This is a genomic window from Sphingomonas sp. S2M10 (assembly GCF_012650175.1).
In the GTDB taxonomy this organism is placed as follows: Bacteria; Pseudomonadota; Alphaproteobacteria; order Sphingomonadales; family Sphingomonadaceae; genus Sphingomonas.
In genome coordinates, this window is record NZ_JAAILI010000081.1 from 1 (window position 1) to 1,351 (window position 1,351).

Below are 1,351 nucleotides of genomic sequence, written 5' to 3' on the forward strand. Positions count from 1 at the left end.
CCGCGCGCACCGACCGGCTGCCCCCGCTGGCCGAGCTGAACCCGATCGAATGCCATATCGGCTGGGACGTCACGCTCTACGGCGACGTGTCGCGCGACGATATCGACGACGTGTTCCTGTTCGTGATGGACGATATGGAGCTGACCGTCGAGGAACTCGGCGGCGAAGCCGAAGCCCCCGCCGCGAGTATCGAAGCGCCGGTCGCAACCGCTGCCGCCGCGCCCGAGCCCGTAGGCCCGGCCAAGGCTGCGACCAAGACCGGCGAGAGCGTCCGCGTCCCCGCCGAGCGGCTCGACGAGCTGATGGACCGGGTCGGCGAGCTGGTCATCGTCCATAGCCGCCTCTCGCAGCTGGCGAACGGCAGCGGTGCCGATCTCGTGCTGCGCTCGATCTCCGAGGAAATCGAGCGGCTGGTCAGCGAGCTGCGCGACACGATGATGGTGCTGCGCATGGTGCCGGTCGCCACGCTGTTCGGCCGCTTCCGCCGGCTGATCCACGATCTCGCCCGCGAGACCGGCAAGGCGATCGAGCTGTCCACCGAAGGCGAGGCCACCGAAGTCGACAAGACCGTGATCGAGCGGCTCGCCGATCCGATGGTCCATCTGATCCGCAACGCCTGCGACCATGGCCTCGAACCCGAGGCCGAGCGCATCGCCGCGGGCAAGCCCGCCACCGGCCATGTCCGCCTCTCCGCCCACCAGGCCGGCGGCGAGGTGCTGATCACCATCCAGGACGACGGCCGCGGTATCGATCGCGAGCGCGTCCGCGCCAAGGCGGAAGCGCAGGGCCTGATCCAGCCGGGCCAGCAGCTCAGCGACAGCGAGCTGCTCCAGCTGATCTTCCATCCCGGCTTCTCGACCGCGGCGGCGGTGACCAACCTGTCGGGCCGCGGCGTCGGCATGGACGTGGTCAAGCGCACCATCGAGAGCCTGCGCGGCGCGATCGACATCACCTCGGTGCCCGGCGAAGGCTCCAAGGTGGTGCTGCGCATCCCGCTCACCCTCGCGATCATCGACGGCCTGCTGGTCCGGGTGGGCGAGGGCCGCTACGTGATCCCGCTCGCCGCGGTGGAAGAGTGCCTCGAGCTGAGCCTCGAGGAGGATCTGCGCTCGCGCGGCCGCAGCTTCATCACGCTGCGCGACCGGCTGGTGCCGTTCCTGCGCCTGCGCGAGATGTTCGCGACCGGCACCAGGCCCGATCCGCACCAGAAGATCGTCGTCATCGCCACCGGCGCCGAGCGCGTCGGGCTGGTCGTCGACCAGATCATCGGCAGCCACCAGACCGTGATCAAGTCGATGTCGCCCTTGCACCAGGATGTCGCCGCCTTTGCGGGTGCTACCATCCTCGGCGA

Annotated in this window: 1 protein-coding gene; it reads left to right on the forward strand. The window is 69.6% G+C overall.

Annotated features, from left to right (window positions below; genetic code table 11):
• The coding region (locus S2M10_RS20965; RefSeq protein WP_168847811.1) for a chemotaxis protein CheA at positions 1-1,351 on the forward strand (1,351 nt) is incomplete at both ends.